22 protein-coding genes are annotated in these 26,821 nt (G+C 72.0%); 14 read left to right on the top strand and 8 right to left on the bottom strand.

Features of this window, described 5'->3' with window-relative positions; all coding sequences use genetic code 11:
* Positions 1–119: 119 nt before the first annotated feature.
* Entirely contained in the window at positions 120–2,651 is a 2,532-nt protein-coding gene (locus tag BS75_RS18410; protein ID WP_034089030.1) for an ATP-dependent Clp protease ATP-binding subunit, read from the top strand.
* Positions 2,652–2,716: 65 nt separating this feature from the next.
* On the opposite strand, the gene BS75_RS44465 is transcribed toward BS75_RS18410, so the two are convergent.
* Positions 2,717–5,950 carry a serine protease gene (locus BS75_RS44465; protein ID WP_052069522.1) on the bottom strand — a complete coding sequence of 1,078 codons (3,234 nt, stop codon included), beginning with the start codon at positions 5,948–5,950 and terminating at the stop codon, positions 2,717–2,719.
* 1 nt (position 5,951) lies between these two features.
* Positions 5,952–6,305: a trypco2 family protein gene (locus BS75_RS18400; protein ID WP_034089029.1), complete on the bottom strand. Its 354-nt coding sequence runs from the start codon at positions 6,303–6,305 to the stop codon at positions 5,952–5,954.
* A gap of 154 nt (positions 6,306–6,459) precedes the next feature.
* Here BS75_RS18400 and BS75_RS44460 point away from each other — a divergent pair, with 154 nt between their 5' ends.
* Positions 6,460–7,455 (top strand): M23 family metallopeptidase, encoded by a 996-nt coding sequence (locus BS75_RS44460; protein ID WP_152645909.1) that lies wholly within the window; start codon positions 6,460–6,462, stop codon positions 7,453–7,455.
* 96 nt (positions 7,456–7,551) lie between these two features.
* Here BS75_RS44460 and BS75_RS18390 read toward each other — a convergent pair whose 3' ends face one another.
* Positions 7,552–8,046 (bottom strand): inorganic diphosphatase, encoded by a 495-nt coding sequence (locus BS75_RS18390; protein WP_034089028.1) that lies wholly within the window; start codon positions 8,044–8,046, stop codon positions 7,552–7,554.
* Positions 8,047–8,123: 77 nt separating this feature from the next.
* Here BS75_RS18390 and dacB point away from each other — a divergent pair, with 77 nt between their 5' ends.
* The 6 genes from dacB (at position 8,124) to folE (ending at position 15,941) form a co-directional block, all read left to right on the top strand.
* Positions 8,124–9,596, top strand: coding sequence for a D-alanyl-D-alanine carboxypeptidase/D-alanyl-D-alanine endopeptidase (dacB, locus tag BS75_RS18385; protein WP_081982420.1), 1,473 nt, complete (start codon positions 8,124–8,126; stop codon positions 9,594–9,596).
* Positions 9,597–9,715: 119 nt separating this feature from the next.
* Positions 9,716–10,834 carry a zinc-dependent metalloprotease gene (locus BS75_RS18380; protein WP_081983306.1) on the top strand — a complete coding sequence of 373 codons (1,119 nt, stop codon included), beginning with the start codon at positions 9,716–9,718 and terminating at the stop codon, positions 10,832–10,834.
* A 264-nt stretch (positions 10,835–11,098) separates the two neighbouring features.
* Entirely contained in the window at positions 11,099–12,274 is a 1,176-nt protein-coding gene (tilS, locus tag BS75_RS18375; RefSeq protein WP_034089026.1) for a tRNA lysidine(34) synthetase TilS, read from the top strand.
* A 111-nt stretch (positions 12,275–12,385) separates the two neighbouring features.
* The gene (gene hpt, locus BS75_RS18370) at positions 12,386–12,940 is read left to right on the top strand and encodes a hypoxanthine phosphoribosyltransferase (protein WP_034089025.1); all 555 of its coding nucleotides are present in this window, start codon (positions 12,386–12,388) and stop codon (positions 12,938–12,940) included.
* Between the two features lie 269 nt (positions 12,941–13,209).
* Entirely contained in the window at positions 13,210–15,213 is a 2,004-nt protein-coding gene (gene ftsH / locus BS75_RS18365; protein WP_034089024.1) for an ATP-dependent zinc metalloprotease FtsH, read from the top strand.
* A gap of 119 nt (positions 15,214–15,332) precedes the next feature.
* Positions 15,333–15,941 carry a GTP cyclohydrolase I FolE gene (gene folE / locus BS75_RS18360; RefSeq protein ID WP_034089023.1) on the top strand — a complete coding sequence of 203 codons (609 nt, stop codon included), beginning with the start codon at positions 15,333–15,335 and terminating at the stop codon, positions 15,939–15,941.
* Here folE and BS75_RS18355 read toward each other — a convergent pair.
* Together BS75_RS18355 and BS75_RS18350 are read right to left on the bottom strand one after the other, a co-directional pair.
* Entirely contained in the window at positions 15,938–17,236 is a 1,299-nt protein-coding gene (locus BS75_RS18355) for an alpha/beta hydrolase (protein ID WP_052069520.1), read from the bottom strand. The genes folE and BS75_RS18355 overlap by 4 nt on opposite strands.
* A gap of 205 nt (positions 17,237–17,441) precedes the next feature.
* Positions 17,442–18,632: an alpha/beta hydrolase gene (locus BS75_RS18350; protein WP_063771498.1), complete on the bottom strand. Its 1,191-nt coding sequence runs from the start codon at positions 18,630–18,632 to the stop codon at positions 17,442–17,444.
* 267 nt (positions 18,633–18,899) lie between these two features.
* Here BS75_RS18350 and BS75_RS18345 point away from each other — a divergent pair, with 267 nt between their 5' ends.
* The 6 genes from BS75_RS18345 (at position 18,900) to BS75_RS18320 (ending at position 23,695) form a co-directional block, all read left to right on the top strand.
* Positions 18,900–20,639, top strand: a complete 1,740-nt coding sequence (locus BS75_RS18345; RefSeq protein ID WP_408022593.1) for a phosphatidylglycerol lysyltransferase domain-containing protein — start codon at positions 18,900–18,902, stop codon at positions 20,637–20,639.
* Positions 20,636–21,505: a dihydropteroate synthase gene (folP, locus tag BS75_RS18340; RefSeq protein WP_231607820.1), complete on the top strand. Its 870-nt coding sequence runs from the start codon at positions 20,636–20,638 to the stop codon at positions 21,503–21,505. The genes BS75_RS18345 and folP overlap by 4 nt, the downstream gene beginning before the upstream one ends.
* Positions 21,502–21,954 carry a nuclear transport factor 2 family protein gene (locus BS75_RS18335; protein ID WP_034089022.1) on the top strand — a complete coding sequence of 151 codons (453 nt, stop codon included), beginning with the start codon at positions 21,502–21,504 and terminating at the stop codon, positions 21,952–21,954. The genes folP and BS75_RS18335 overlap by 4 nt, the downstream gene beginning before the upstream one ends.
* 236 nt (positions 21,955–22,190) lie before the next feature.
* Positions 22,191–22,550 carry a dihydroneopterin aldolase gene (gene folB / locus BS75_RS18330; RefSeq protein WP_034093287.1) on the top strand — a complete coding sequence of 120 codons (360 nt, stop codon included), beginning with the start codon at positions 22,191–22,193 and terminating at the stop codon, positions 22,548–22,550.
* Complete coding sequence (gene folK, locus BS75_RS18325) at positions 22,547–23,134, top strand: 2-amino-4-hydroxy-6-hydroxymethyldihydropteridine diphosphokinase (protein ID WP_034089021.1); 588 nt, start codon at positions 22,547–22,549, stop codon at positions 23,132–23,134. The genes folB and folK overlap by 4 nt, the downstream gene beginning before the upstream one ends.
* A 69-nt stretch (positions 23,135–23,203) precedes the next feature.
* Positions 23,204–23,695 (top strand): DUF3180 domain-containing protein, encoded by a 492-nt coding sequence (locus BS75_RS18320; protein ID WP_034089020.1) that lies wholly within the window; start codon positions 23,204–23,206, stop codon positions 23,693–23,695.
* On the opposite strand, the gene BS75_RS18315 is transcribed toward BS75_RS18320, so the two are convergent.
* Genes BS75_RS18315 through BS75_RS18305 form a run of 3 tightly spaced genes read right to left on the bottom strand, consistent with a single transcriptional unit; the run spans position 23,667 to position 26,820 of the window.
* Entirely contained in the window at positions 23,667–24,719 is a 1,053-nt protein-coding gene (locus BS75_RS18315; RefSeq protein WP_042438231.1) for an EamA family transporter, read from the bottom strand. The two genes, BS75_RS18320 and BS75_RS18315, sit on opposite strands and share 29 nt — an antisense overlap.
* Positions 24,720–24,779: 60 nt before the next feature.
* A complete protein-coding gene (gene kynU / locus BS75_RS18310) occupies positions 24,780–26,039 on the bottom strand; it encodes a kynureninase (protein WP_034089019.1) in 1,260 nt (419 codons plus the stop codon).
* Positions 26,029–26,820, bottom strand: coding sequence for a tryptophan 2,3-dioxygenase (locus BS75_RS18305; RefSeq protein ID WP_034089018.1), 792 nt, complete (start codon positions 26,818–26,820; stop codon positions 26,029–26,031). Before BS75_RS18305 ends, kynU begins: the two co-directional genes overlap by 11 nt.
* Between the last annotated feature and the right edge of the window lies 1 nt (position 26,821).

Below are 26,821 nucleotides of genomic sequence, written 5' to 3'. Positions count from 1 at the left end.
AGCGTGGCGTCGGCTGCCGGCGGTAGACGTGAGCTGTTCCGGCCTCCGGGACTAGCATGCGGAAGGACAGGGAGGGGACCGACCCCTCACTGCCCGACCGCTCTGAGGAGCGATTAACGATGTTCGAGAGGTTCACCGACCGCGCGCGGCGGGTTGTCGTCCTGGCTCAGGAAGAAGCCCGGATGCTCAACCACAACTACATCGGCACCGAGCACATCCTTCTGGGTCTGATCCACGAGGGTGAGGGTGTCGCCGCTAAGGCCCTGGAGAGCCTCGGGATTTCGCTCGAGGCGGTCCGCCAGCAGGTTGAGGAGATCATCGGACAGGGGCAGCAGGCCCCGTCCGGCCACATCCCCTTCACTCCTCGGGCGAAGAAGGTCCTGGAGCTTTCGCTCCGGGAGGCGCTCCAGCTCGGCCACAACTACATCGGGACCGAGCACATCCTGCTCGGCCTCATCCGCGAGGGCGAGGGCGTCGCCGCCCAGGTCCTGGTGAAGCTCGGCGCGGACCTGAACCGGGTCCGGCAGCAGGTCATCCAGCTGCTGTCCGGGTACCAGGCCGGCGGCAAGGAGTCGGCCACGGCCGGCGGCCCGGCCGAGGGCACCCCGTCGACCTCGCTGGTCCTCGACCAGTTCGGCCGCAACCTGACCCAGGCCGCTCGTGAAGCCAAGCTCGACCCGGTCATCGGGCGCGAGAAGGAGATCGAGCGGGTCATGCAGGTGCTGTCCCGCCGCACCAAGAACAACCCGGTGCTGATCGGTGAGCCCGGCGTCGGCAAGACCGCCGTCGTCGAGGGCCTGGCCCAGGCCATCGTCAAGGGCGAGGTCCCGGAGACGCTGAAGGACAAGCAGCTCTACACCCTCGACCTGGGCGCGCTGGTGGCCGGCTCCCGCTACCGCGGTGACTTCGAGGAGCGCCTGAAGAAGGTGCTCAAGGAGATCCGCACCCGCGGGGACATCATCCTGTTCATCGACGAGCTCCACACCCTGGTGGGTGCGGGCGCCGCCGAGGGCGCGATCGACGCGGCCAGCATCCTCAAGCCCATGCTGGCGCGAGGCGAGCTGCAGACCATCGGCGCCACCACGCTCGACGAGTACCGCAAGCACCTGGAGAAGGATGCGGCGCTGGAGCGCCGCTTCCAGCCGATCCAGGTCGCCGAGCCCTCGCTGGCGCACACCATCGAGATCCTCAAGGGCCTCCGGGACCGCTACGAGGCGCACCACCGGGTGTCCATCACGGACGCCGCGCTGGTCGCCGCCGCGACCCTGGCGGACCGGTACATCTCGGACCGGTTCCTTCCCGACAAGGCGATCGACCTCATCGACGAGGCCGGTTCGCGGATGCGCATCCGCCGGATGACCGCGCCGCCGGACCTGCGCGAGTTCGACGAGAAGATCGCCGACGTGCGCCGGGAGAAGGAGTCCGCGATCGATGCGCAGGACTTCGAGAAGGCCGCCGCTCTCCGCGACAACGAGAAGACCCTCCTGACCGCGAAGAGCAAGCGCGAGAAGGAGTGGAAGGCCGGCGACATGGACGTCGTCGCCGAGGTCGACGAGGAGCTGATCGCCGAGGTCCTGGCCACGGCGACCGGCATCCCGGTCTTCAAGCTCACCGAGGAGGAGTCCTCCCGCCTGCTGCGGATGGAGGACGAGCTGCACAAGCGCGTCATCGGCCAGAAGGACGCCATCAAGGCGCTCTCCCAGGCCATCCGGCGCACCCGTGCGGGCCTCAAGGACCCGAAGCGCCCGGGAGGGTCGTTCATCTTCGCCGGCCCGTCCGGCGTCGGTAAGACCGAGCTGTCCAAGACGCTGGCCGAGTTCCTCTTCGGCGACGAGGACGCGCTGATCCAGCTCGACATGTCCGAGTTCAGCGAGAAGCACACGGTCTCCCGGCTGTTCGGCTCGCCTCCCGGCTACGTCGGGTACGAGGAGGGCGGCCAGCTGACCGAGAAGGTCCGCCGCAAGCCGTTCTCGGTCGTCCTCTTCGACGAGGTCGAGAAGGCCCACCCGGACATCTTCAACTCGCTGCTGCAGATCCTGGAGGACGGTCGGCTGACCGACAGCCAGGGCCGGGTCGTGGACTTCAAGAACACGGTCATCATCATGACCACCAACCTCGGCACCCGGGACATCTCCAAGGGCTTCAACCTGGGCTTCGCCGCCCAGGGCGACGTCGCCACCGGCTACGAGCGGATGAAGGCGAAGGTCGGCGAGGAGCTCAAGCAGCACTTCCGCCCCGAGTTCCTCAACCGTGTCGACGACATCGTGGTCTTCCACCAGCTGTCCGAGGACGACATCATCCAGATCGTCGACCTCATGGCCGCCAAGGTGGACGACCGGCTCAAGGACCGCGACATGGGCCTGGAGCTCACGCCCGCGGCCAAGTCCCTGCTCGCCAAGCGCGGCTACGACCCGATCCTGGGCGCCCGCCCGCTGCGCCGCACCATCCAGCGCGAGATCGAGGACGTGCTCTCGGAGAAGATCCTCTTCGGCGAGCTGCGTGCCGGTCACATCGTCCTGGTGGACGTCGAGGGCGAGGGCAAGGCGGCGAAGTTCACCTTCGTCGGCGCCGACAAGTCCCCGATCGCCGACACCCCTCCGGTGGCGACGACCGGCCCGGACCTGACCAAGGGCGGCGCGGGCGCGGCGTAGCCGCCGACCGCCCGAACCGCTGACGCAGGGCCCGACCCCCACGGGGGTCGGGCCCTGCGTGCTGCTCAGGCAGGCTTCGGGGCGGCCTCGATCACGCTCGGGGGTACGAAGATGACCTGGCAACCGTGGAGCGGGGCCAGGTGCGCGGGGTCGACGGAGGCGGGATCGGCGACCATGCTGAGGACCCGCAGGTTCGGGCAGACCAGAGGCAGCCGCCACAGCTGGTCCAGGTCGCTGACGCCGACCAGAGTCAGGAAGTAGAGCTGCAGCAGCGGATACGCCGGGTCGAGGTCCGCCAGTGACGCCTCGTAGATGATCAGCTGCCCCAGGGCGGGCACGGCGGACAACCGGCGCCAGACGTGGGTGGGGTGCGGGCGCTCGCCGATGAGGAGGATGTCCAGCTCGGTGCAGCGCTCCAGACCGCTGACAGCCGAGTCCTGCGTCAGCGAGAGGAAGTCGATTCCCGGCGGTGGTGTGATCGGGCCGACGGCACCGGAACGGCCCAGGGACAGTTTCCGCAGGCTGGTGATCCGGCCGACCGGGGTCAGGTCGCTGGAGCCCAGCGCACCGCTCAGGGTGAGGCTGTGCAGTGGCAGGTCAGTGAGTGGACGGAGGTCCAGGTCCGCCTCGCAGTTGATCAGCAGGAGTTCCGTCAGCCCCGGTGCCCCGGCCAGGAAGGACAGGTCGATCGGGTAGGGGTTCTCGTGCAGCCGGAACTCCACCAGCGGTCCGAGCGGCAGCAGTCGCAGGTCCTCGTCGGTGAGCGGGCCGGAGGACTCGACCCGGGGCCGTCCGCCGATCCCGGCCAGGAAGGCCGCCTGCTCACGGTTCTTGACGTAGAAGCGGAGCTCGCCGTCGACGGTCAGCCGGCTGATGACGCGCTCGCCGTAGGTACGGGTGTCGAAGCGGTCCCAGACGAAGGCGAGCCGACCGCGCAGTTTGGCCGAGGGATGGTCGGCATAGCGTGCCAGCAGCGGGATCGCCCGCTCACCGGCGATGGTGGTGGCGGCGATGACGACCGCGAGCGCGGTGTCCTCGTCGAGCCTCCCCGGGCCCGGCAGCAGGTCGAGGACGATCTCGCCGACCGTGGCCAGCGCCTTGGCGGCCTCCTCGGAGTGCGGCGGGACGAGCCTGGCGACGCTGGTCTCGACCGCGAGCCGGACCTCCGGGTCCAGCTCGGTGGCGTGCTCCAGGCAGGTGGCCGCCAGCAGCCGGAGCCGGTCGCCGTGGGCCGGGTCGGCCTCGGCGCGCCGCAGCAGCGCGCGCAGCAGCTTGGCGCGTTCCCCCGGGCGGGCGTGGCCGACGGACATCCGCAGCACGTCCGCCCACTGGTCGTCGTGGGCGTGGCCGACCAGGACGCCGAGGTCCTCCTCCTCCACGGCGGCCTTGGCGGCCAGGAAGTCCTGGAAGGTGCGGTGGATGAAGTCGACCGACTCGACCGTCGGCTGGCGCAGCAGCCCGCTGCGGACCAGCAGGTGGCGCAGCACCTCCTCGCCGTCGCCGTTGACCGCCGACATGGACGGCAGCGCGTCGTCCAGCTTCCGGACCGCCAGCGGCCGCTCGATCTCGGTCGCGCCGTTGGTCACCAGCCAGTAGGCCAGCTTCTGCAGCAGCGTCAGCTGCTGCTCGGCGCTGAGCCGCAGGCCCTCGCGCACGGCGATGCCGCGCTCGCGGTCGCGGCGGACCAGCAACATCTCCAGCGCCGCCGCGTACAGCTCCATCCGGCCCTCGGGCAGGTAGCCGTTGCGGTCGCGGTTGAGGGCGCAGATCAGCGCGCACATCAGCGGGGTGGTGGCGAGCCGGCCGAGGTCGGGCTTGGCGACGACGGCGGCGAGCAGGGCGTCGCGCCAGCCGTTGATCCGTTCGCTCCGGTCGTCGTCGTTGCCGTCGTCGTCCGGTCCGGCGTCGGCGGCCAGGTGCCAGGTGGTGATGAAGGTGGCGACGTCGGCGCGGCTCATCGGGAGCAGTTCCAGCTCGGTGAAGCCGGCCTGGGACAGCCAGCCCTCGCGGACCGCGGAGGGGCGGGTGGTGACCACGTAGCGGGCGTCCGGGTAGGCGGCCAGCAGCTCCAGCAGCCAGTCGCGCACCCGGGGCCGGTCGGCCTCCGGGACCTCGTCGACGCCGTCCACCAGCAGCAGCAGCCGACCGCGCCGGAGCTGCTCGGTGACCCAGCCGGCCGCGCCGGGCAGGCCGGTCAGCGGCTTGGCCACGGCGGCGAGGAAGTCCTCGGGGGCGGGCAGCTCGCCCAGCCGGACCAGGGTGCGCAGCCGCAGCAGCAGTGGCACGCAGTCCCTCAGCTCGGCCAGCGGCGGCGGGAGTTCGCGCCGGGCGGTGACCGTGGCCAGCCACTGCATCAGCGTGGTCTTGCCGGAACCGGCCGCGCCCCGGATCAGCACCCGCCGCTGCCCGGAGAGGGCCTGCTCGGCGCGCTGCGGCTCGGTCGCCCCGGCGGCCTCGGTGTCCGGGAGCGGGAAGTGGCGCGCCCTGCCGCCGACCAGCTCCAGGCTGAGGTAGTTGGAGTCCAGCAGCCAGTGGTCCTCGTCGCTGCTGCCCCGGCTCATACCGATGATGTGGATGCTGCCGGACTGCTGGGCGATGTAGGAGCGCAGCCGCTCCTCGAACTCCTGCTCCTGCTCAGGGGGGTCGAGGACGACCCACACGAGGTCCAGCTGATTCTCGTGGAACGCCTTGTGGATTCCCGGTGACCGGACGATCGCCGTGGTCGGGGTGATCTCCACCCGTCCGTGCTGCCACCGGGTCGGATCCGAGCGGACGACCCCGACCAGGTGGTCGTCGACGAACACGGCCGCCCCGGAGAAGCCCGCCCAGGGTGAGCCGTGGTCGCCGGTGGCCGCCGGAGCACCGTGCAGGCTGTCGAGGACCTGACGCCCCCGCAGCAGGCCGCTCGCGGGCTTGAGCGTGCCGACCAACTGCTCGCTGTCCAACTCCCCCTGCCCGTCCCGCTGGGCGTGGGGGTAGCCGACGGCGTGCGCACCCGGACGTGGTGCGAGGTCCTCGACCGTGCCCCATCGCACCGTGGCGAAGGTACGGGCCACCTCCGCCGGAACGAGGTAGCGCTCGGTCACCAGGATCGCGACGTCGCAGTCCTCCTCGTACCGGCGCCACGCCACCCGGCACTCCACCCGGCCGTGCCCGCCGGGGACGACCACCACCGCGGTCGCGGCCCCGCCCACGACATGAGCCGCCGTCAGCACCAGCCAGGGGCTGAGCAGATAGCCACTGCCCTGGCCGTTCTCGCCGAGGACGGCCGCGATCCGTTCGCGCTGGGGGTGGGCCATCTCAGCCGCCGCTGCCGAAGCGGGAGGTGCCGCCGGGCTCGGGGTCGGCGATCTCGACCGGGCCGCCGGTCGCGGCGGACCTGGGCGTGAGGGTGAACGAGAGGTGGTGGGTGCTGTTCCGGGTGGCCCTGGTGTCCGCTCCGGCCTCGACCACCCAGGCCCGGACGCCGCCCTTGGCGCCGGTCTCCCGGGTCAGCTCGACGGTCAGGTCCAGCTGGATCGGGCCGACCTCGAAGCGGACCGGCTCGCCCTCGCCGTCCGCCGCCGCCGCGGCCAGCTCCCGTCGGATCGCCCTTACGGCGGCGGAGAGTTCGATCGGTCCGAACCCGCCGTCCTGCTGTGTGTCCCCGGACATGCCCCGCTCCCTGAGAGTCGCTCCTCGGCCCAGACCGACAGTACGACAACCGGTGTCGGTGGATCACGGATCCGGGAGGATCACTGCAGCGTCAAAAACCGACCGACGGAACCGATTTGTGATCGGCATCCGTCACACTCGGCAGGGGGGTCTCATGACGGAGTCGAACGAACCGTGCGCCAACGGTGACCGGATGACCACGGGTGCGGCCGGGGTGATCCTGCGGGCCACGGTGCAGCCGATCTGCGTCCTCGCCTACGCCTGGTCGCAGATCTGGTGCTGCTGGGACGCCCGCTCGGTGCTGGGCTGGGTGGCGGCGCTGCTCTGGGTGCTGCTGCTCAACGTGTGGCTGGAGGGGTGGACCGTGGCTCCGGTGTGCTCGCGCTGGCTGCTGTGGACGGGGCGCGGGGCCACCCTGGCCGCGCTGCTGTCGGTGCTGCGGCTGGCCGGCCCGCTGGGGCTGCCGCTGCTGCCCGGGGTGCCCGGACTGCGCAGCGGCGGCGGGCTGGTGGGGCCGGTGGTGTGCGGCGCCGCGCTCGCGCTGAGCCTGGTGGCACTGGGACGGGCGCGCCGCCACCGCTGGGGCGCGCCGCTGTCGGCGCCGCTGCTGGTGCCCTTCGCCGAGGGTGTCTGGTGGGTCTCCCAGGGCGGCGGACGGGGCATCAACCACCATGTCTGCCACCCCCGGCAGCGCGGGGCGGTCGACCTGATAGCGACCTGCCCGACGGGCTCGCGGAGCAGCTACGGCCCGGCGGCCAGGAGCCGGCTGGAGACCTATCCTGCCTACGGGGCAAAGCTGTTGGCCCCGTGCGCGGGAACCGTGCTGCGGGCGGTCGACGGGCTGCCGGACGAACCGGTGGGCAGTCCCAGCCCCGACGTCAATCCGTTCGGCAACCACGTGGTCATCGACACCGGCCACGAGTTGGTGATGCTGGCCCATCTGCGGCCCGGCAGCGTCCGGGTCGCCACCGGCGACCTGGTGGCCGCGGGCCGGCCGATCGGGGAGGTCGGGAACTCGGGCAACAGCACCGAACCCCATCTGCACCTCCACGCCGAGCGCGACGGGCTCGGTCTCGACCTGGCCTTCGCCGGGATCAACGGCGGCCTCTACCGGGGCCGCCGGGTCCGGGCCGGGACCGGCCGGTCCTGACCGCCCCGGCGCCGCCGACACCGAAACGCCGCCTCCGGAGCCCGGGGCTCCGAGGACGGCGTCGGCGTGCGGACCGGCCGGGACCGGCCGTACCCGTCAGTGGGCGTGACCGGAGTCCGCGAGGCGCTTGATCGAGGCGACGATCTCGTCCTCGGCCTCCTGGCGGCCGACCCAGTGGGCGCCCTCGACCGACTTGCCGGGCTCCAGGTCCTTGTAGACCTCGAAGAAGTGCTGGATCTCCAGGCGGTCGAACTCCGACACGTGGTGGATGTCCCGCAGGTGCTCCCAGCGCGGGTCCGAGGCGGGGACGCAGAGCAGCTTGTCGTCGCCGCCGGCCTCGTCGGTCATCTTGAACATGCCGATGGCGCGGCACTTGATCAGGCAACCCGGGAAGGTCGGCTCCTCCAGGATGACCAGCGCGTCCAGCGGGTCGCCGTCCTCGCCGAGGGTGCCCTCGACGAAGCCGTAGTCGGCCGGGTAGCGGGTCGAGGTGAAGAGCATCCGGTCGAGGAAGATCCGACCAGTCTCGTGGTCGACCTCGTACTTGTTCCGCGAACCCTTCGGGATCTCGATGGTGACGTCGAACTCCAAGGCTCCTCCAATGTCAGACGTTTGCAGCCAATAGTGTCTCCTACGTCGTGGGGTGCTCAGGAAAGGGGCAGGTCCGGATGGGTCGTACGTGGTGGGGGCGGGCGTTGCGCGGCTATGCGCTGGCGCCGGTGCGGACGGTGGCGCTGTCGGCCGGCGGGGCGGGACTCGCCCTGGCCGTGGTCGCCGTGGCCGCTGCCGGGCCGTGGCAGGGCGGCCAGCGGGTGGCCGAGCGGGACCGGTCGCAGGGCCCTCCGGCCGCCGTCCGGCCGGTGCGGCCGAAGATCATGGCCCTGCCCGCGCCGAGCTGGCAGCCGGCCGGGCAGGTGCTGCTGCCGGCCGCCGGGGCGACCGACGCCGCCGCACCGCTGCCGACCGCGGCCGGGATGGCCGCCGCGCTGGGCCCCGACCTGGGCGCGCCGGTGCTGGGGCGGCTCACCGCCTCGGTGGTCGACGTCGCCGACGGGCAGAGCCTGTTCGCCCTGAACGCGACCGAGACCCAGGCCCCGGCCTCCACCAACAAGATCGCCACCGCGACCGCCGCGCTCACCCTGCTCGGTCCCGAGCACCGCTTCACCACCCGGGTGGTGCTGGCCGGGCCCGGTCGGATCGTGCTGGTCGGCGGCGGCGACCCGACCCTCACCGCCGCGCCCACCGGCGGCGGCGACCCGCAGGCCAGCCTGGCCACCCTGGCCACCCGGACGGCCGCCGCGCTGCGGGCCCGGGGCACCGCCTCGGTCCGGCTCGGCTACGACATCTCGCTGTTCACCGGCAGCCCGCTGCACCCGATCGGGGTCAACGACAACATCGCCCTGGTCCAGGCGCTGACCGCGGACGAGGGCCGGATCGACCCGAACAGCACCGAGGACGCCCCGCGCTACGGCGACCCGGCCGCCACCGCCGCCGCCGACTTCGGCTCGCTGCTCGCGGCCCGGGGGATCACCGTGCTGGGCAGCCCCGGCACCACCACCGCCCCGGCCACCGCCCCGCAGCTGGCCGAGGTGGCCTCGCAGCCGCTGTCCGAGATCGTCGAGCGGATGCTCACCAACAGCGACAACGACATCGCCGAGACCCTGGGCCACCAGGTGGCGATCGCGGCCGGCCGGCCCGCGACCTTCGCCGGCGGCGCCGCCGCGGTGCTGCAGACCCTGCGCGGCCTGGGCATCCAGCTCGGCGGCAGCCAGCTGTACGACGCCAGCGGCCTGGACGGCCAGGACGCGGTCCCCGCGAACCTGCTGACCCAGCTGCTCACGCTGGACTCCTCGGCCGCACACCCGGGACTGCGGTCGATCGTCGGCGGACTGCCGGTGGCCGGGTTCACCGGGACCCTGGACAACCGCTACACCAGCGGCGACAGCCAGGCCGGGCTCGGCGTGGTGAGGGCCAAGACCGGCTCGCTGTCGACCGTCAACACCCTGGCCGGACTGGTCGTCGACCGCGACGGGCGGCTGCTGGCCTTCGCCTTCATGTCCAACGGCAGCGGCGACGCCCTCTCCGCCCGCGACGCGCTGGACCAGCTGGCCGGGCGCGTCGCCGCATGCGGCTGCCGCTAGCGGGCAGGAACACGTACGGTGGCAGCAGGCAAGCCATGGGTGGGGGCGCGCGGAGCCGGGGGGCGGCGCGCACCGCACCCGGTCGTCCCTCCGGAGGAGTGAGAGCGCATATGGCAGACATGGTCGACTGGGGTCTCGCGGTGTCCACCGCGACCCGGCTGGTGCGTTCCGGTCCCGAGGTGAGCCCCGACGAGGCCCGCGCGGCCGTGGCCGAGCTGCGCCGGCACGCCGCCTCCTCGGAGCGGCACGTCCGCGAATTCACCGGGATGGGCTCGCCGGAGGGCGGCACGCCGGTGCTGGTCGTCGACCGGCCGGGGTGGATCAGGGCCAACGTGGCGGGCTTCCGCTCCGTCATCACCCCGCTGACGGACCGGATGCAGGCCCGCCGCGCGGACGTCCCCGGCGGCGCGGCACTGGGCGTGGTCGGCGGCAAGGTCACCGGCCTGGAGGTGGGGATGCTGCTGGCGTTCATGTCCTCCCGGGTGCTGGGCCAGTACGAGACCTTCGCCCCGGCGGACGTCCCGGCGGACCTCGCCCCGCTGGACGACGCGCGCCCGGCGCAGCCCGGCCGGCTGCTGCTGGTCGCGCCGAACATCGTCCAGGTGGAGCGCGAGCTGGAGGTGGACCCGCACGACTTCCGGCTCTGGGTGTGCCTGCACGAGGAGACCCACCGGACCCAGTTCACGGCGGTGCCCTGGCTGCGCGACCACATCGAGGGCGAGATCCAGGCGTTCCTGGCCGAGACCGACGTGGACCCGCTGACCCTGCTGGAGCGGCTGCGCGAGGCGGCCGGTTCGCTGCCGGGCGTCTTCGGCGGCAACGGCACGGACCAGGCGGAGGCCGGCGAGGGCACCGGCAGCCTGATGGACGTGGTGCAGACGCCCGCGCAGCGCGCGATCCTGGGCCGGCTGACGGCGGTGATGTCGCTGCTGGAGGGCCATGCCGACGTGGTGATGGACGGCGTCGGGCCGCAGGTGGTGCCCTCGGTGGCGGAGATCAGGGAGAAGTTCCAGCAGCGCCGGGCCAAGGGCGCGGGCCGGATGGACCAGGTGCTCCGCAGGCTGCTGGGCATGGACGCCAAGCTGCGGCAGTACCAGGACGGCGCGGTGTTCGTCCGCGCGGTCGTGGACGCCGTCGGCATGGAGGGCTTCAACCGGGTGTGGACCTCGCCGAACACCCTGCCGACCAAGGAGGAGGTGCACAACCCCTCGGCCTGGGTCGCGCGGATGCACCGCTGAGAGGGCGGTCGTGGACGGTCCGGTGGCCCGGTCTGACGCTCCGTGACCTGCCGAAACGTTTCCTCATTCATCCTTCCGGGCGGAACCGGGGCGATGCGGGAACTGTTGGGGCCTGCGGCACGGGAGACTTCTGCGACGATCTGCTGGCGGTCCGGCTCGCGGTCGGCCCGCACGCAGATCGACACCATTGGTAGCCCACCGGTCACTCTGTGAGACGATGCGGCCACCCTCAGTCCCCCGGTTCGACCCGAGGAGTGATCAACCATGGGTCCGCATCCCGCAGTGGCCGCGATACGCCTGGCAGTACGCCGGGTGTTGAACGACGTCGCCGCCCAGGTTCCCGACACCTTCAGCAGCCACGCCGCCGACACGCCGACCGGCGCCCAGGCCGGCGCCCCGACCCCCGACCCCCGGCCGGTCTTCCACCCCGTCGGCGACGTCGACCCCCAGCACGCCAAGCGCCGCACCCCCCGGCCCCGCCCCGCACCGGACGCCCCGCTCGTCCTGGTGGCCTGCAGCGGCGGGGCCGACTCCATGGCCCTGGCCGCCGCCACCGCCTTCGAGGCCGCCAGGATCGGCCTCCGGGCCGGCGCGGTCACCGTCGACCACGGCCTCCAGCAGGGCTCCACCGCCCGCGCGGTCGAGGTGGCCGGCCGGCTGCGCGCGCTCGGCCTGGACCCGGTGGACGCCCTCGGCGTCCGGGTGGGCCGGGACTGGGGGGCGGCGCACAGCGCCTCCGACAAGGGCGGCGGGCGACGGGGCGGAGGCCCCGAGGCCGCGGCCCGCGACGCCCGCTACGCCGCGCTGGACAGCGCGGCCGAGAGGCACGGCGCGCGGGTGATCCTGCTCGGCCACACCCGTGACGACCAGGCCGAGACCGTGCTGCTCGGCCTCGCCCGGGGCTCGGGCCCGCGCTCGCTCTCCGGGATGGCCGCCGCCACCGGGCGCTACCGCCGGCCCTTCCTCGACCTGGACCGCAGCACCACCCGCCAGGCCTGCGCCGTGCTCGACCTGCCGGTCTGGGACGACCCGCACAACACCGACCCCGCCTACACCCGGGCCCGGGTCCGGCACGAGGTGCTGCCGGTGCTGGAGAAGCACCTGGGCGGCGGCGTGGTCGAGGCGCTGGCCCGCACCGCCCGGCTGTTCCGCGACGACGCCGACGCGCTGGACGCCTGGGCCGCCCAGGTCGAGGTCGGGGCCGCCGACGAGCAGGGCCTGGACGCCGCGAAGCTGGCCGAGGTGCCGCCGGCGGTGCGCCGCCGGGTGCTGCGCCGCGCCGCGATCCGGGCCGGCAGCCCGGCCGGCGACCTCTTCGCCCGCCATGTCGAGGCCATGGACCAACTCGTCACCGACTGGCACGGCCAGGGCCCGCTGCACCTCCCCGGTGCGGTGGAACTCCGGCGCCGCTCCGGCCACCTGGCCTTCCGCCGCCCCTGACGGGCCACTGACCGCCCCGCGGCGGCGCCGCCACCGGTCCGGTCGGCCGGACGGGTGTGGCAAGGTTGGACAGCAGACACCGGATCTCCAGCACTTGAGGAAGTACCGCGGGTGGACGAGAAGGACATGGGCACCGATCTTGCGAAGGTGCTCATCAGCAAGGATGAGATCGACGCCAAGCTGGCCGAGCTGGCGGCGCAGATCGACCGCGACTACGCCGGCAAGGACCTGCTGATCGTCGGCGTGCTGAAGGGCGCGGTGATGGTCATGGCCGACCTGGCCAGGGCCCTGCACAGCCCGCTCGTCATGGACTGGATGGCGATCTCCTCCTACGGGATGGGCACCCGCTCCTCCGGGGTGGTCCGGATCCTGAAGGACCTGGACACCGACATCACCGGCCGCGACGTGCTGATCGTCGAGGACATCATCGACTCCGGGCTCACCCTGTCCTGGCTGCTCAGCAACCTGAACTCGCGCGGTCCGGCCTCGCTGGAGGTGGTCACGCTGCTGCGCAAGCCCGACGCGGCCAAGGTGTCGATCGACGTGAAGTACGTCGGTTTCGACATTCCCAACGAGTTCGTCGTCGGCTACGGCCTGGACTACGCCGAGAAGTACCGCAACCTGCCGTTCGTGGGAACGCTCGCGCCGCACGTGTACGGCGGCTGAAGAAGGTCGAACAGGCGGCCAAACCGGCCGGTGGAGCGGGAACAGGACGCAGGTTCCCTCCGTTGGACCCGGGGAAGAGCCGTTTGGCACCGGTACCGCGCCGTTCCGATGGAGAATGGCTGCGGTACCGTCCAATAATCCACTGTGTGCGGTTGACAGTGGATGACCAACCGGTCGAGGTCAGACATAGGACGCATCCACGGCTCACGAAGCCGTGAGATGCCGCACAGTGGCAGGAGGGACGGGGCGGCTCATGCCGCCCCGCATGGATGGACGTGAAGCGATACTTCCGTGCGCCGGTGATGTGGGTCCTGCTGGCGGTTGCCGCTGTCTTCGTGCTGATGACCGTGGTGTCGTCCTCGGCCGGTTACAAGACCGAGGACACCAGTACCGTCGTCGCGCAGATCAACGACGGCAACGCCAAGGCAGTCCAGATCACGACTGGCGACAGTCAGATGATCAAGGTCCAGCTGAACAACAGCATCGACGGCACCACGCAGATCCAGGCGCCTTACGTCAACGACGCCTACGCCGCGACTCTGGCCGACAACCTGCAGAACCAGGTCCACGACAAGACCGTCGGCAGCTACACCGTCAGCCAGGACAAGCAGAACGCCTTCGTCAGCATCCTGCTGTCGCTGCTGCCGTTCGTGCTGATCGTGGTGGTCTTCCTGTTCCTGATGAACCAGATGCAGGGTGGCGGCTCCCGGGTCATGCAGTTCGGAAAGTCCAAGGCCAAGCTGATCACCAAGGACACCCCCAAGACGACCTTCTCGGACGTCGCCGGGGCGGACGAGGCGGTCGAGGAGCTCTACGAGATCAAGGAGTTCCTGCAGGAGCCGGCCAAGTTCCAGGCCGTCGGCGCCAAGATCCCCAAGGGTGTGCTGCTCTACGGCCCGCCCGGAACCGGTAAGACCCTGCTGGCCCGCGCCGTCGCCGGCGAGGCCGGGGTGCCGTTCTACTCGATCTCCGGCTCCGACTTCGTCGAGATGTTCGTCGGTGTCGGCGCCAGCCGGGTCCGCGACCTCTTCGAGCAGGCCAAGGCCAACGCGCCGGCCATCGTCTTCGTCGACGAGATCGACGCGGTCGGCCGCCACCGCGGCGCCGGCCTCGGCGGCGGGCACGACGAGCGCGAGCAGACCCTCAACCAGCTGCTGGTCGAGATGGACGGATTCGATGTCAAGGGCGGCGTGATCCTGATCGCCGCCACCAACCGCCCCGACATCCTCGACCCGGCGCTGCTGCGTCCGGGCCGCTTCGACCGCCAGATCGCGGTCGACCGTCCCGACCTCACCGGCCGGTTCGAGATCCTGAAGGTGCACCAGAAGGGCAAGCCGGTCGCTCCGGACGTCGACCTGATGGTCGTCGCCCGCCGCACCCCCGGCTTCACCGGTGCGGACCTGAGCAACGTCCTCAACGAGGCCGCCCTGCTCACCGCGCGCAGCGACAAGAAGCTGATCGACAACTCGATGCTGGACGAGGCCATCGACCGCGTGGTGGCCGGCCCGCAGAAGCGCACCCGGATCATGTCGGAGAAGGAAAAGAAGATCACCGCGTACCACGAGGGCGGACACGCCCTGGTCGCGGCGGCCTCTCCGAACAGCGACCCGGTGCACAAGGTCACCATCCTGTCCCGCGGCCGGGCCCTGGGTTACACCATGGTGCTCCCGGACGAGGACAAGTACTCGACCACGCGCAACGAGATGCTGGACCAGCTGGCCTACATGATGGGCGGGCGCGCGGCGGAGGAACTGGTCTTCCACGACCCGACCACCGGCGCCTCCAACGACATCGAGAAGGCCACCGCCACCGCGCGGGCCATGGTCACCCAGTACGGCATGACCGAGCGCCTGGGTGCGATCAAGTTCGGGACCGACAGCTCCGAGCCCTTCCTGGGCCGTGAGATGGGCCACCAGCGCGACTACTCGGAAGAGGTCGCCGGGCTGGTGGACGAGGAGGTCAAGAAGCTGATCGAGAACGCCCACAACGAGGCGTGGGAGATCCTCGTCGAGAACCGGGACGTCCTGGACAACCTGGTGCTCGAACTGCTGGAGAAGGAGACGCTGAACAAGGAGCAGATCGCGGAGATCTTCCGGCCGATCGTGAAGCGTCCCGCCCGACCGGCCTGGACGGGTTCGGCCCGCCGCACCCCCTCCACCCGGCCGCCGGTGCAGTCGCCGAAGGAACTGGCGCTGACCAACGGGATCACCCAGCCCACGGCGCAGCCGGTGGACATCGTGAAGCTCCCGCCGCTGGAGCCGCCGACCGCCTGACCAGGCGCTCAAGGCCCCGGAATGGATGCCGTCGTCCCAAGGTTTTACCCTTGGGGCGGCGGCATCCGGCCGTTGTTCCGGCTGCCGATCGTCGAGCACCCGAGAGATGAGGACGTTCCATGACCGACCCGGTGACCATCGAGGGTTCGACCGGAGCCGTAGGGGTGTTCGACCAGAAGCGGGCGGAGAACGCCGTGCGCGAGCTGCTGATCGCCGTGGGCGAGGACCCCGACCGCGAGGGGCTGCGCGACACGCCGGCCCGGGTTGCCCGGTCCTACCAGGAGATATTCGCCGGACTCTGGCAGGAGCCGGAGGACGTGCTGACGACCACCTTCGACCTCGGCCACGACGAGATGGTGCTGGTCAAGGACATCGAGGTGACCTCGGTCTGCGAGCACCACCTGGTGCCCTTCCGAGGGGTCGCCCACGTCGGCTACATCCCGTCCAGCAGCGGCAAGATCACCGGCCTGTCCAAGCTGGCCCGGCTGGTGGACGTCTACGCCCGCCGACCGCAGGTGCAGGAGCGGCTGACCACGCAGGTCGCCGACTCGCTGATGCGCATTCTGGAGCCGCGCGGCGTGGTGGTCGTGGTGGAGTGCGAGCACATGTGCATGTCCATGCGCGGCATCCGCAAGCCCGGGGCGAAGACCATCACCTCGGCGGTGCGGGGCCAGCTGCGTGACCCCGCGACCCGGGCCGAGGCGATGGGCTTCATCGTCGGGCGCTAGCGCCTGGGGTCGGTCTCCGGCCCGTCCGCGAGCGCGCCGCGGGTGGCGGTGCCGGCGCCCTTGGCCGGGCCCTGGGTGGCGCCCTTGGCCGGGGGCGTCCTGGTGGGGGGCGGCGTCGGGGTGGTGACCGCGACCGGCGGGGCCATGTGCTGGCTCATCCACACCAGCTCCGGGTCGCGCTCCTGGGTCCAGGTGCCGAAGTTGTGCCCGCCGACCTTCAGGAACATCGGCGTGGCCGTCATCGGGGCCCGGACCTCCTGCAGGAAGGCCTGGGTGGCCTTGTAGTCGCTCTCCTTCTCGGTGGTGGCCACCAGCACCTGGATGCTGGGCACCGGCAGGTGGGCGAGCCGCCAGGCTATGTTGTACTGCTGCATCAGCTCGGCCCGGCTCTGGCTGCCCTTCGGGCCGAACAGGTTGCCGCTCTCGCCGTCCTCCAGGTCGCTGTAGTCGCCGCCCATGTCGCCGACCACGCCGAACAGGTCGGGGTGGCGCATGGCCAGCTCCAGGGCGCAGGTGCCGCCCTCCGAGTAGCCGGTCAGCCCCCAGCCGCGCGGGTCGTCGGTGACCCGGAGCCCGGAGCGGATCGCCGCCGCGTAGTCGGTGCTCATGAAGGTGTCGACCTGCGGCCCCTTGACCACGTTGACGCAGTCGGTGTCGCGCGGGGCGACCACGTTCTCGGAGACCAGCACCAGGATGGTCGGCTGCATCTTGCCCTGCATCTCCATCGAGGCCACCTGCTCCGGCAGCGACATCCGCTGGACCAGCTGCTGCACCCAGCCCGGGTAGCCCGGGTAGGCGGTTATCACCGGGAACGCGGTGTGGGCGTAGGCCGGCTGGAAGTACTGGGCCGGCAGGTAGACGTAGGCCAGGGCGTCCAGGTGCGAGCTCTTGCCGTACAGCCGCACCTCGCTGAGCTGGCCGACCTGGTCGGCGGGCCCCTTCGGCATGTCCTTGACGGAGTCGGCCCCGCCCGGGACCGGTACCAGCAGCTTGCCGCCGATGACCCCGTTGACGGCGGTGCCGGCCCCTCCGCTGGTCTGGCCGAAGGCCACCTGCTGGTTGCCGCCGCCGCCGACCAGGTCCTGCCAGGTCGGGTAGAAGTCGCCGTAGGAGTTGACCATGAGCGCGACCACCAGCACCAGGGAGACCTGGGACATGAGGATCATGCCGAGCCTGGCGAGTATCCAGAGCAGTCCGCGCCCGGCCAGGCGTGGCCACAGCCAGACGGTGAGGGCGACGCTGATCACGGTGAGCGCGATCATCGCGTCCAGCAGCGTGTCGCTCGTCAGGTTCATCGGTGCTGCTCCTGTTCCGGCCGGCCGGCCGGCGTCGATCCTTCGGTTCACCGCGAACGCCCGCTGGCCCCCGCCGTCGGCCGGTGCTCCGGCCTGCGCGATGGACCCGCCATCGCATTCGCTGCGGTCCCCAGGGGCTCTGCCGGACAGAGGCCCTGACGACCTGTTCGGCGCCCCTCCGGCACCGCCCCCGGTTCGACGAGTGTCAGGACACGTCGGTTCCCGTCCCGCTCGGGGAACTGCCCGGACCTCCGTCCGGACCCCCGACCGGGGGCTGGAGCCGGGCCGCCAACCAGCGCAGCGCCTCCGGGGTCTCCCGGTTCCAGGTGTCGAAGTTGTGGCCGCCGCTGGGCAGGATCAGCGAGGAGACCTGCATCGGCTCCTTCACCGCGGCGATGAACTGCTCGGTCGCCCGGTAGTCGTACTCGCCCTGCCGGCTGCTGGTGACCAGCACCGACACCTCCGGTGCGGGCAGGTTCTTCAGACGCCACATCAGGTCGTTCTCGTTGCGCAGCCGCTGGTCGCCCTTGCCGGGGCCGAAGAGGTTGCCGGTGGTGTCGTCCTCGGCGGCCTTGTAGTAGCCGGAGAGCGAGGCCGCCGCGGCGAAGGCGCCCGGGTTGCGCATGCTCAGCTTCAGCGCGCAGTAGCCGCCGGTCGAGTCCCCGATCACACCCCAGCCCGCACCGCCGGCGGCGACCCGGTAGCGGGCGGCCATGGCCTGGTGCAGATCGGTGTCGAAGAAGGTCTCGGCCTGCGGTCCGCCGGGCACGTTCTGGCACTCGGTGTCCCGGGGCATGGCGACCGAGGGCCGCATCAGCACCATGATCGACGGCTGCATCTGCTTCTCGTAGATGGCCTGGGCCGCGACCGTCGGATACTTCATCCGGGTGATCAGGTTCTGGGCCGTCCCCGGGTAGCCGGTGAAGACCAGGATCACCGGGAACTTGGTGTGGGCGTAGGCCGGATCCTTGTACTGCGGCGGCAGGTAGACGTAGCCGGGCTCGGTCAGCCCGGTGCCCGAGCCCTGGACGACGACCTGCTGCAGCGTCCCGCCGCTGCCGGTCGCGCCGCCGAGCTCCAGCGGCACCGGCTTGGAGTCGAGGATGTCCACGCCCGCCACGCCGGCCGGGTGGTAGCCGTTGGTGATCCCCGGGGTGGCGCCCTGGTCGCTGCCCATCAGGTCGCCCCAGGAGCTGTAGAAGCCGCCCCAGTTGTTCGCCGCCAGGCCGATCGCGGCCAGGGTCAGCAGCTGGCTCGCCAGCAGCACGCCGATCCGGGCCAGGTAGGACCACCACGCGCGCTTGGCGAGACGGGGCCACAACCAGACCGTGGCTGCGAAACAGACGACCGCGAACACCGCGACGAGTGTCTGCAGTTTCTGGCTGGTGAGTCCCATGGGTCCACTTCCCGGACGTAATGACGATTGGCATGACAGGAGGTCTAGACGTTCCAGGATGCCTGGGAAGTTGCTGTGGTTTAGCAAAACGTTATGCACGGACGGAGAACTCATGCCTGGTGATGACCCACTCCTACTACGGTCTGACCGAAGTCCTTACCGAAGGCTCTACTGTGGAGCCCTATGAACGACCCCCAGCCTTCCGAGAGCCGCAACCGGAAGGGCATTCAGCTGCCAAAGGTCTCCCGTCCCTGGGTGCCTTCCGCCATGGGCTACGCCACCGCCCTGGTCGGCCTCATCGACATCGTCGGGGCCGTCGCGCCGCATCTGCGCGACTCCCGGGTCCGTGAACTCGCCAACTTCCTGCCCGGCGTGAACACCCTGGCCACCGCCGCCTCACTGGTGGTCGGCATCCTGCTGCTGATGCTCGCGCACGCGCTGCGCCGCCGGAAGCAGCGGGCCTGGAAGGCCGTCGTGGTGCTGCTGCCGGTCGGCGCGGTGCTGGAGGTCCTCCGCTGGCACCACCGGGGCACGGCCATAGTGGCCATCGCGGTCTTCCTGGTGCTGCTGTTCAACCGGCACGAGTTCTACGCCCTCTCCGACCCGCGCACCCGCTGGCGGGCGCTGTGGAACTTCGTGGCGATGTCGATCTTCAGCTTCGGTCTGGGCCTGATCATCGTCAGCTCGCACGCGCACGCCCTCGGCGGCGAGCCCAGCTTCCACGACCGCTGGTGGGAGGTGGCCTGGGGGCTGTTCGGCATCGGCGGCCCGATCCACTACACCGACCACCGGGTGCACGACGCGGTCTACTACTCGCTCGCCTCGCTGGGACTGTTCACCGCGGTCAGCACGGTGTGGCTGGCGACCAAGCCCTCCAAGCCGATCGCCGAACTCAGTTCGGACGAGGAGCACCAGGTGCGGGAGCTGCTGACCAGGCACGGCGCCCGCGACTCGCTGGGCTATTTCGCGCTCCGCCGGGACAAGAGCGTGATCTTTTCGCCGAGCGGCAAGGCCGCCATCGCGTACCGGGTGGTGTCCGGGGTGATGCTCGCCTCCGGCGACCCGATCGGCGACGTCGAGGCCTGGCCCGGCGCGATCAAGCGGTTCATGGAGGAGGCCCACCGCTACGCCTGGGTGCCGGCCGTGATGGGCTGCAGCGAGGTCGGCGGCGAGGTCTGGACCCGCGAGGCGGGGCTGGACGCGCTGGAGATCGGCGACGAGGCCATCGTCGAGGTGGAGGACTTCACCCTGGAGGGCCGCGCCATGCGCAACGTCCGACAGATGGTGAAGCGGATCGAGCGGGCCGGCTACGAGTGCCGGGTCCGCCGGGTGGACGAGCTGACCGAGGTCGAGCGGGACCAGATCCGCTACGCCGCCGACGCCTGGCGCGGCACCGAGACCGAGCGCGGCTTCTCGATGGCGCTGGGCCGCTTCGGCGACCCGGCCGACGAGGGCTGCGTGGTGATCACCGCGCACAAGCTGCCCGAGGACGCCGCGCCCGGCGCCAGCGACATCCGCGCGGTGCTGCACTTCGTGCCCTGGGGCAAGGACGGCATCTCGCTGGAGCTGATGCGCCGCGACCGCGACGCCGACCCCGGCCTCAACGAGCTGCTGATCGTCAAGGCCCTCCAGGCCTGCCCCGAGCTGGGCGTGGAGCGGGTCTCGCTGAACTTCGCGATGTTCCGCTCGGCGCTGGCGCGCGGGGAGCGGATCGGCGCGGGGCCGGTGCTGCGCGCCTGGCGCGGGCTGCTGGTCTTCCTCTCGCGCTGGTTCCAGATCGAGTCGCTGTACAAGTTCAACGCCAAGTTCCGGCCGATCTGGGAGCCCCGCTTCCTGGTCTACCCGACCGCCCGGGACCTGCCCCGGATCGGGCTCTCGGCGCTCCAGGCGGAGGCGTTCATCGTGATGGAGCTGCCGCGGAGCCTGCGCAGGTTCACCCGCCGCGGCGGGTCGCGGACGGAGGTGGCCCCCGGTCCGGACGTCCAGCCCGCGACAATGGCTCCATGAACGCCTTCAAGAGTGCTCTGCCCGGCGTCGACGACTGGGGCCGCTGCGGGGTGATGGGCGTCGTCAACGTCACCCCGGACTCCTTCTCCGACGGCGGGCTCTGGCTCGATCCCGGCCTGGCCGTGGCGCACGGTCTGGAGCTGGTGGCCCGGGGCGCCGACATCGTGGACGTGGGCGGCGAGTCAACCCGGCCGGGCGCGGTGCGGGTCACCCGGGAGGAGGAACTGCGCCGGGTGCTTCCGGTGGTCAGGGGCCTGGCCGAGGCCGGGGTGACGGTCAGCATCGACACCATGCGGGCGGCCGTGGCCGAGGCCGCGGTGGAGGCCGGCGCGCGGATCGTCAACGACGTCAGCGGCGGGCTCGCCGACCCGGACATGGTCCCGGTCGCGGCCGGGACCGGGGTGCCCTTCGTGGTGATGCACTGGCGCGGACAGTCCGCCTCGATGGATGAACTCGCCTCCTACGGGGATGTGGTGGGGGAGGTCATCGAGGAAGTGGAGCGCCAGATGGACGCCGTGGTGTCCGGCGGGGTCGACCCCGCCCAGATCATCGTCGACCCCGGGCTCGGGTTCTCCAAGCGCCGCGAGGACGACTGGGCGCTGCTCGCCCGGCTGGACGCCTGGACCAGGCTCGGCCGGCCGATCCTGGTCGCCGCCTCCCGCAAGCGCTTCCTGGGCACGCTGCTGGCCGATCCGGCCACCGGCGAGCTCCGTCCGGCCCGTGCCCGGGACGCCGCCACCGCCGCCGTCTCGGCGCTGGCGGCGGCCCAGGGGGCCTGGGCGGTCCGGGTGCACGAGGTCACCGCGACGGCCGACGCCGTCCGGGTGGAGTCCGCGCTGCGAGCCGCCCGCGGGGCGGACCGATGAGCGCCGCGGGCGCCGACGAGGAGGCGGTCGAGGCCGCCAACGCCTCGCTCTACGCCGCCCTGGAGGCGGGGGACCTGGACGCGCTCACCGACGTCTGGGTGTCCGGCGCCGACGCCGACGACGTCCGCGGCGCGGTCTGCGTCCACCCGGGCTGGCCGGTGCTGCGCGGCCGGGCCTCGGTGCTGCGCTCCTACGCGCTGATCATGGCCCACACCGAGTACATCCAGTTCTTCCTCACCGATGTGGAGATCGAGCTGCTCGGCGATGTGGCCCTGGTCACCTGCACCGAGAACATCCTCTCCGGCGGCGAGTCGGAACAGGAGGGCGAGCTCGGCCCGCTGGTCGGCGGCAGGATCGTCGCCACCAACCTGTTCCGGCGCACCGCCGCAGGCTGGAGGCTCTGGTCGCACCACGGCTCACCCGTGCTGACGAGCGGTGAGGACGAGTAGCCGGTCCGCCGGTGCCCCTCCGCTGCGCCTCCGGGTGCTTCCGGGGGCGGGGAATTCCGGGTCGCGACCCGTCGTTGGCCCTGCGTGCGGGGCCACCCGCCCGACCGGGACTGTCGGAACCGGGAGGTAGTTTGGTTCAGGCAGGCAACGTCGCCTGCCGCGTTCCTCCCTGCTCCCCGCGCCCCGGCGCGCCCGGACAGAGTAGAGGTGCCTGGACAGTGGGAGTGATTCGATTGCTGGACCGTGTCGCCGTGAAGGGCCTGCGGGCCCGTGGCCATCATGGAGTGTTCCCGCGTGAGCGGGAGCAGGGCCAGACCTTCGTGGTGGACATCGTGCTCGGCCTCGACACCAGGCCGGCCGCCTCCGGCGACGACCTGACCCGCACCGCGCACTACGGGATCGTCTCGGAGGAGGTCGTCGCCATCGTCCAGGGCGAGCCCGTCGACCTGATCGAGACCCTGGCCCAGCGCATCGCCGACCAATGTCTGAAGCACGACGCGGTACAGGAGGTCGAGGTGACCGTCCACAAGCCGGACGCCCCGATCACCGTGCCGTTCGACGACGTGACCATCACCATCGTTCGGAGCCGCGAATGAGCAGCGACCCCACCACCACGCCCGTAGCCCCCGAGGTCGAGCAGCGCGTCGACTCGGCCGACACCACCCTGCACAACCCCCGCAGCGCCGTCGTCGCGCTGGGGAGCAACCTCGGCAACCGGCTGGAGAACCTCCAGGGCGCCGTGGACGCGCTGGAGGAGACCCCCGGCGTCCGGGTCAAGGCCGTCTCGGCGGTCTACGAGACCGACGGCGTCGGCGGCCCCGAGGGCCAGCCGACCTACTTCAACGCGGTCCTGGTGCTGCGCACCACCCTGCCGCCGCACTCGCTGCTGGAGCGTGCCAACGCGGTCGAGGACGCCTTCGGCCGGGTCCGCGAGGTCCGCTGGGGTGCGCGCACCCTGGACGTCGACATCCTCGCCTACGAGGGCGTGGAGCTGACGCAGCCCGAGCTGACCCTGCCTCACCCCCGGGCCCATGAGCGCGCCTTCGTGCTGGCCCCGTGGCTGGACGCGGACCCGGAGGCGGAGCTGGCCGGCCACGGGCCGGTGGCCGGGCTGCTGGCCGCGGTGGGCGAGGACGGCGTGCGCCGCCGCACCGACCTGGCGCTGCACCTGCCGCAGTAGCGGTTCCGAAGGGCAGCGGTACCGAGAAGAAGCTTGCGAGAAGAGAAGAAGCTTGCGAGAAGGGGAGAAGTGAAGCCGCTACGCCCGGTCGTACTCGTCGGGATCACCCTGGTCACGGGGCTGCTCTGCTGGGGCGGCACCCGGCTGTGGAACTCGCTGGGGACGGTTCCCGGCGTGCCCACGGCCGCCCCGATCGTGCTGGCGATCATCGCGGTGGTGCTGGCCGCGACCGCCGTCTCGCTCCGGGCCCGGCTGCGGGCCCAGCGCGAGCGGGTCCCCGACGCCAAGGGGGTCGACCCGCTGGGGGCGGCCCGCGCGGTGGTCCTGGGGCAGGCCAGCGCCCTGGTCGCGGCCCTGGTCACCGGCGTCTACGGGGGGCTCGGGGTGTTCCTGGGCAGCCAGTGGGACTCCGTCCCGGGGCGGCACGGCCAGGTGGTCACCGCCGGTCTCGCGGTGTTGGCCGGGATCGGCGTGATGGCGGCCGGGCTGTGGCTCCAGCACATCTGCCGACTGCCGGAGGACCCGGACCAGGTCAGCCCCGCGCCGTACCGGCGGGGCTGACCGCGGTCCGGCTTCCCGCGGTCGAGTCCTCGGCGGTCGACTCCTCGGCGGTCGAGCCCTCCGCGACGGGGCCCTTCCTGGCCGGTCCGGCGACCGCGCCCGAGGTCTGCGCCACGCAGGCGCCCACCAGCACCAGCAGCCCGCCGACGATCTGCGGGCTGTCCAGGTGCTGGCCCAGCAGCACCCAGGCCAGCACCGTCGCCACCACGGCCTCCAGGCAGGCGACGACCCCGGCGACGGGCGCGGAGAGCCGGCTGACCGAGGCCACCCCGGTCAGGTAGGCGAGGACGGTGGCGATCAGCACGATCCAGCCGAGCAGCACCAGCGCGGGCAGCCGCTGCCCGCCCAGGTCGGCCTGCCCGCCGAGCAACCGCCAGTGGATCGACCAGGGCTGGGCGAACGGCAGCAGCATCAGCGCGCCGATCAGCAGCCCGTAGGCGGTCAGCCCGAGCGGGTCGATCGGCGCCCGCTCCGGCCCGGCCGGGTCGGCCGCCTGGGCCCCGGACTTCTCGGAGATGACGAAGTAGCCGACCATCCCCAGGGCCGCGCCCAGTGCGGCGAGCACGCCGACCGGGTCGAGGCCGCCCAGGCCCTCCCAGAACTGCACCACCAGGGCCAGACCGGCCATGGTCACCAGCGCGCCGACGGTCGCGGCCCGGGTCACCCGGCGCCGCTGGACGAAGCGGACGTAGCCGAGCAGCAGCGCCGGGCCCAGGTACTCGATCAGCAGCGCCACCCCGACCGGGATCCGGGAGATGGCGAAGAAGTAGCAGCCCTGCACGAAGACCACGCCGACCAGGCCGAAGCCGAGCAGCAGCCCGGGATGCCGGCGCGGCAGGTCGCGGTGGCGCACCGCGACCGGCAGCAGCACCAGCGCCGAACAGGCCATCCGCAGCCAGACCACCTGCACCGGCGAGAGCCCGGCGCCGATCAGCGGTTTGGCCGCGACCCCGGAGCCGCCGAAGGCGCAGGCGGAGAGCAGGGCGAGACCGAGGGCGCGGCGGGACCTGGCGGCGGCGGGCATACCGTCATTGTGGCAGCAGGCCCTCGGATTCAACAGTGGCGTACTCGGGCAACACTCCTGTCAGGTCACCGCGCCGCCGGGGTCGGCGAAGCGGGGCTCGCGCCAGATCCCGGACCCGACCACCTCGCACAGCGCCCGGGCCGCCGCGGCGACGTCCGCGTAGGACAGGTACAGCGGGGTGAAGCCGAAGCGCAGCACGTCGGGGGCGCGGAAGTCGCCGATCACCCCGCGCTCTATCAGCGCCGCCATCACCGCCCTGGCCTGCGGATGGCGCAGCGAGACCTGGCTTCCGCGCTGCTCCGGCGGGAGCGGGGTGAGCACCTCCAGTCCGAGCGGGGCGGTGAGGTCGAGGAACAGGTCGGTCAGCGCCAGGCTCTTGGCGCGCAGCGCGTCCAGGTCGACCTCCTCCCAGATGCCGAGGGCGGCCTGCAGCCCGGCCAGGGCGAGCAGCGGCGGGGTCCCGGTGAGGAAGCGGCCGATGCCGGGGGCGGGGCGGTAGCCGGTCTCGAAGGCGAAGGGCTCGGCATGGCCGAACCAGCCGGTGAGCGGCTGCTCGGCGGCGGCGTGGTGGCGCTCGGCGGCGTAGAGGAAGGCGGGCGCGCCGGGGCCGCCGTTCAGGTACTTGTAGCCGCAGCCGACGGCGAAGTCGACGCCGCAGTCGTCCAGCCGGACCGGCAGCGCCCCGGCCGAGTGGCAGAGGTCCCAGACCACCAGCGCGCCGTGCCGGTGCGCCAGTTCGGTGACGGCGGCCATGTCCCGGAGCCGCCCGGTGCGGTAGTCGACGTGGGAGAGCAGCAGCACTGCGGTGTCCGCGTCGAGCAGCGCGTCGAGGGCCTCCAGGCTGTGCTCCTCGCGGCCGAGCAGCCGTCGGCGGTAGCCGCCGGGACCGTCGCCGGCGCCGCCGATCACGCCCTCGGTCAGGTAGAGGTCGGTCGGGAAGCTGCCCTCCTCGGAGACCAGCACCCGGCGCTCGGGGCGCAGCCGCAGCGCGGCGGTGAGCACCTTGAACAGGTTGACCGAGGTCGAGTCGCAGACCACGACCTGGCCGGGGGCCGCGCCGACCAGCGGGGCGATCCGGTCGCCGAGGCCGCGCGGCAGGTCGTACCAGCCGGCCTCGTTCCAGCTGCGGATCAGGCCCTGGCCCCATTCGCGCTCGACCAGCTCGGCGACCCGGGCGGGGGTGTGCACCGGGAGCGCGCCGAGGGAGTTGCCGTCGAGGTAGAGCACGCCCTCGGGCAGCACGAAGTGCTCGCGCCGGTCGCGCAGCGGGTCGGCCGCGTCCAGTTCGGCGGGGGTCGCGGCGGTGGGCTCAGAGCTCATTGCGGGCCGCCCAGAGTTCCGGGAAGACGTCCTGCTCGGCGGCCTTGGCCAGCCAGCTCAGCCCGCTGGATCCGCCGGTCCCCGGCTTGGCGCCCATGGCCCGCTTGACCGCGACCAGGTGCCGCTGCCGCCAGCGGGTGACCCGCTCGGCGACGTCCAGCAGCAGTTCGCCGAGCTGGGCCAGGTCGCGGAGGGCCGGGTCGCGGTAGACGGCGGCCCAGTCCGCGACGCCGCGCCGGTCGAGCACGCCCCTGGCGTCCTCGGGCAGGCTCGGTCCGTGCAGGGTCTCGGCCAGTTCGGTGTGGATCCGCGGGCTGCCGGCGTACAGGGCGAGCAGCCGCTCGTTCCGGTTGCCGAGCAGGAACTCCAGGTGGAGGTAGGTGTACGACTGGAAGCCGCTGGCCTCGCCGAGCTGCGGGCGGAAGGCGTCGAACTCGACCGGGGTCATCGTCGCCAGCAGGTCCCAGGAGGAGACCAGGACGTCCTGGACGCCGAGCCCGCGCCGCAGGGCGGCGGTGGCCCCGGTCAGGTCGTCGGCGCGCAGGGCCTGCTGGGCGAGCGTCCACTCGTGCCGGAGCAGGCCGAACAGCAGTTCCATGACCTGGGTGGCGACGATGAAAGAGGTCTCGGCCGGCTCCTTGCTGCGTGGTTGGAGCAGCGAGTGCAGGGTGTCTATCCCGGCGTAGGCGGCGTACGGGGTGCTGGGGCCGTCGAAGTCGACCTTCGGAGCCGAAGCGGCCGAAGCGGCTGCGGGGGCTGCGGGGTGTGCGGTGGTGGGCATG

The organism is Streptacidiphilus albus JL83, assembly GCF_000744705.1.
GTDB classification, from domain to species: Bacteria; Actinomycetota; Actinomycetes; order Streptomycetales; family Streptomycetaceae; genus Streptacidiphilus; species Streptacidiphilus albus.
This window is presented reverse-complemented; position numbering and strand designations above follow the sequence as displayed.

Excerpts from the sequence above, each read along its gene's own strand:
- BS75_RS18410 (WP_034089030.1), top strand. The coding sequence starts at position 120 with ATGTTCGAGAGGTTCACCGACCGCGCGCGGCGGGTTGTCGTCCTGGCT.
- BS75_RS44465 (WP_052069522.1), bottom strand. The coding sequence starts at position 5,950 with ATGGCCCACCCCCAGCGCGAACGGATCGCGGCCGTCCTCGGCGAGAAC.
- BS75_RS18400 (WP_034089029.1), bottom strand. The coding sequence starts at position 6,305 with ATGTCCGGGGACACACAGCAGGACGGCGGGTTCGGACCGATCGAACTC.
- BS75_RS44460 (WP_152645909.1), top strand. The coding sequence starts at position 6,460 with ATGACGGAGTCGAACGAACCGTGCGCCAACGGTGACCGGATGACCACG.
- dacB (WP_081982420.1), top strand. The coding sequence starts at position 8,124 with ATGGGTCGTACGTGGTGGGGGCGGGCGTTGCGCGGCTATGCGCTGGCG.
- BS75_RS18380 (WP_081983306.1), top strand. The coding sequence starts at position 9,716 with ATGGTCGACTGGGGTCTCGCGGTGTCCACCGCGACCCGGCTGGTGCGT.
- tilS (WP_034089026.1), top strand. The coding sequence starts at position 11,099 with ATGGGTCCGCATCCCGCAGTGGCCGCGATACGCCTGGCAGTACGCCGG.
- ftsH (WP_034089024.1), top strand. The coding sequence starts at position 13,210 with ATGGACGTGAAGCGATACTTCCGTGCGCCGGTGATGTGGGTCCTGCTG.
- folE (WP_034089023.1), top strand. The coding sequence starts at position 15,333 with ATGACCGACCCGGTGACCATCGAGGGTTCGACCGGAGCCGTAGGGGTG.
- BS75_RS18355 (WP_052069520.1), bottom strand. The coding sequence starts at position 17,236 with ATGAACCTGACGAGCGACACGCTGCTGGACGCGATGATCGCGCTCACC.
- BS75_RS18350 (WP_063771498.1), bottom strand. The coding sequence starts at position 18,632 with ATGGGACTCACCAGCCAGAAACTGCAGACACTCGTCGCGGTGTTCGCG.
- BS75_RS18345 (WP_408022593.1), top strand. The coding sequence starts at position 18,900 with ATGGGCTACGCCACCGCCCTGGTCGGCCTCATCGACATCGTCGGGGCC.
- folP (WP_231607820.1), top strand. The coding sequence starts at position 20,636 with ATGAACGCCTTCAAGAGTGCTCTGCCCGGCGTCGACGACTGGGGCCGC.
- BS75_RS18335 (WP_034089022.1), top strand. The coding sequence starts at position 21,502 with ATGAGCGCCGCGGGCGCCGACGAGGAGGCGGTCGAGGCCGCCAACGCC.
- folK (WP_034089021.1), top strand. The coding sequence starts at position 22,547 with ATGAGCAGCGACCCCACCACCACGCCCGTAGCCCCCGAGGTCGAGCAG.
- BS75_RS18315 (WP_042438231.1), bottom strand. The coding sequence starts at position 24,719 with ATGCCCGCCGCCGCCAGGTCCCGCCGCGCCCTCGGTCTCGCCCTGCTC.
- kynU (WP_034089019.1), bottom strand. The coding sequence starts at position 26,039 with ATGAGCTCTGAGCCCACCGCCGCGACCCCCGCCGAACTGGACGCGGCC.
- BS75_RS18305 (WP_034089018.1), bottom strand. The coding sequence starts at position 26,820 with ATGCCCACCACCGCACACCCCGCAGCCCCCGCAGCCGCTTCGGCCGCT.